3 protein-coding genes and 1 pseudogene are annotated in these 2,272 nt (G+C 71.0%); all 4 read right to left on the bottom strand.

All coding sequences use genetic code 11. The annotated features are described in order from the left end of the window. The coding region (locus EBH09_RS39360) for a GvpL/GvpF family gas vesicle protein (protein ID WP_238697567.1) at nucleotides 1-302 on the bottom strand (302 nt) is incomplete at its 3' end. Beyond that, nucleotides 299-625 carry a gas vesicle protein gene (locus EBH09_RS30050; RefSeq protein WP_121750042.1) on the bottom strand — a complete coding sequence of 109 codons (327 nt, stop codon included), beginning with the start codon at nucleotides 623-625 and terminating at the stop codon, nucleotides 299-301. The genes EBH09_RS30050 and EBH09_RS39360, both read right to left, overlap by 4 nt. After that, the gene (locus tag EBH09_RS30045; protein WP_121750041.1) at nucleotides 622-1,785 is read right to left on the bottom strand and encodes an SRPBCC family protein; all 1,164 of its coding nucleotides are present in this window, start codon (nucleotides 1,783-1,785) and stop codon (nucleotides 622-624) included. The genes EBH09_RS30050 and EBH09_RS30045 overlap by 4 nt, the downstream gene beginning before the upstream one ends. Continuing rightward, a pseudogene (locus EBH09_RS30040) lies at nucleotides 1,782-2,272 on the bottom strand (DNA primase); the annotation flags it as partial. The pseudogene EBH09_RS30040 and the gene EBH09_RS30045, both read right to left, overlap by 4 nt.

The raw sequence follows: 2,272 nt of genomic DNA, 5'->3' as shown, positions 1-2,272 counted from the left end.
CGTACGCCACTGTCGTCCCGGAAGACGGTGGCCAGCCGGAGCGGCAGCGGAGTGGTGACGGCGGTGAGCGCGTCGATGACCTGCTGGTGGGCGCGGGCTGTCCCGGCGAGCCAGTCCAAGTCCTCCAGGTGGCCGCGCAGCGCTTCCTCGGAGAAGTCGCCCTCCGGCACATGGCTGACCACGGCGACCAGGCCGCCGTGGGCCAGCAGCCGGGGCGGGTCCCCCGCCACCCCGGCCAGCTGGGACTGGAGGGCCGCGCCGAACGGGCGGCAGACGGCGTAGACGTACCGCAGTCCGGTCACGGCGCCTCCCTCGGTACACGGCCCGGATCCAGTTCGCGCAGGCGTTCGCGCAGCTCGGCGTTCTCCCGGGTCAGTTCGTCGCGCCGGGCGCGCGAGGAGAGCGCGGGGTCGCTCTCCCACCAGTCGATGCCCATTTCCTTGGCCTTGTCGACGGACGCGACGACGAGCCGCAGCTTGATGGTGAGCAGCTCTATGTCGAGCAGGTTGATCTTGATGTCGCCCGCGATGACGACTCCCTTGTCGAGCACCCGCTCCAGGATGTCGGCGAGATTGGCGCTCTGTCCCTGGCCATAGGGATCGGGCAGCCGGCTGGGTGTGGTCATCGACGGCTCCCGCTGTCGGCGTCCTCGTACTCGTCACGGGACGCGTACTCTTCCTCGCCGGCTTCCTTGTCCTCCTCGTACTCGCCCTCGGGCTCCTCTTCGTACTGCTCCTCGGACTCCCCCTCGGACTCTTCCTCGTACTCGGCGTCCGCTTCGCCCTCCTCCTCGGCGTACGGCGCCTCCTCCTCGTCCTCGTAGCCCTCTTCGGCCTCTTCGCCCTCTTCGCCCTCTTCGCCCTCGGGCTCCTGGTCCTGGTCCCGGTCCTCCTGCTCCTGTTCCTGCTCCTCCGCGACGGCGTCCTCGTGGCTGCGGACGACCTCGCCGTCGCGGATCTCGCCGCGCCAGCCGTCGTCCGCCTCGCCCTTGAGGGTGATGTGGCGGACGTAGTTCTTCAGGTCGAGGCGAGCCCGGCGGCCCTGGGCGCGCCAGATGTTGCCGGTCTTCTCGAACAGACCCTTGGGGTAGTACTCGATGACGAGGATCACGCGGGTGAGACTGTCGGCGAGCTTGTGGAAGCTGACGACGCCCTTCGTGGTGCCCTTGGCTCCCTCCGACGTCCAGGTGATCCGGTCGTCGGGCACCTGCTCGGTGGTCTTCGCCTTCCAGCTGCGGTTGGACCAGAAGACCTTCAGCTGCCAGTCGGACGAGGTGTCGTCGGCGCGGTTCGCGCTCTTGACGCCCTTGGCGAAGGTGCTGAAGTCCTGGTACTGGGTCCACTGGTCGTAGGCCGTGCGCACCGGCACGCCGACGTCGACGTACTCGATGATGACCGTCGGCTTCTGGCCGCCGCCGCCCTTCTTCCTGCCCTTGCCGCCGGTGAGGTTCTTGAAGGCGCCGACCACGTTGTCCTTCACCTTGCCGGCGCCGACCTCGAACGCGGCCCGCATCGGCCCCTTGCCCTCGGCGAGCTTGCGTCCGCCGTCGACGGCGAGCTTGGCGAATCCGGGGCTGTTGCCCTCGGCGATGTCGTTCAGCTTGCCGGTGGTCTCGCCGAGCTTGGTGCCGACGCCGGTCAGCAGCCGCGTGACCTGGGCGGCGAGGTACTCCTGCACCTCCGCCTTGAGGCGGTCGGCCGCCTCGCTCTGGGCCACGTCGGCGATCGGGTTCTTCTTCGCGGCCTTGCCCGCCGTGGACGCCGCGGAACCGAGCGTGTCGGTCATCGCTCACCACCACCCTTCGACTGCCGGCTCCCGGCACCGCGGGCGGCGCTCCTGGCGCCGGCCGTCTTCTTGCCGGCCGCCTTCTTGGCGGGCTGCGCCCGCTTCGCCGCGGCCTTCTTCGCGGGTGCCTTGGCTGCCGCCTTCTTCGCGGGCGCGGGCGCCTTCCCGGCCGCCTTGCGCGGCTCGGGCGGTGCCTTCTTCGCCGCCCGCTCGCGCCGCGGCTCGCGCCGCCGCTCGGGCTCCTCCTCGTGCTCGTCGTCGGGCTGCTCGTCCGCCGGTTCGTCCTCGTAGCGGTCGTCGTCGTACTCCGCGCGCTCCTCCGAGTCCTCCGAGGCCTCGGAGTCGCGGGAGTCGCGGGAGTCGTCCCTGTCCTCGGCGGACTCGGCGGACTCGGCGGACTCGGCGGACTCGGAGCCGACGCCGGGCGCCTGGGACGCCACGCCGGAGAGCTGGTCGCGGACCTGGGCGGTGCGACCGTGCAGCCGGT

This window comes from Streptomyces sp. E2N166, from assembly GCF_003671715.1.
Classification (GTDB): domain Bacteria; phylum Actinomycetota; class Actinomycetes; order Streptomycetales; family Streptomycetaceae; genus Streptomyces; species Streptomyces thinghirensis.
Note: the sequence above shows the minus strand (reverse complement) of the source record. Positions and strands in the feature narration are given on the sequence as shown.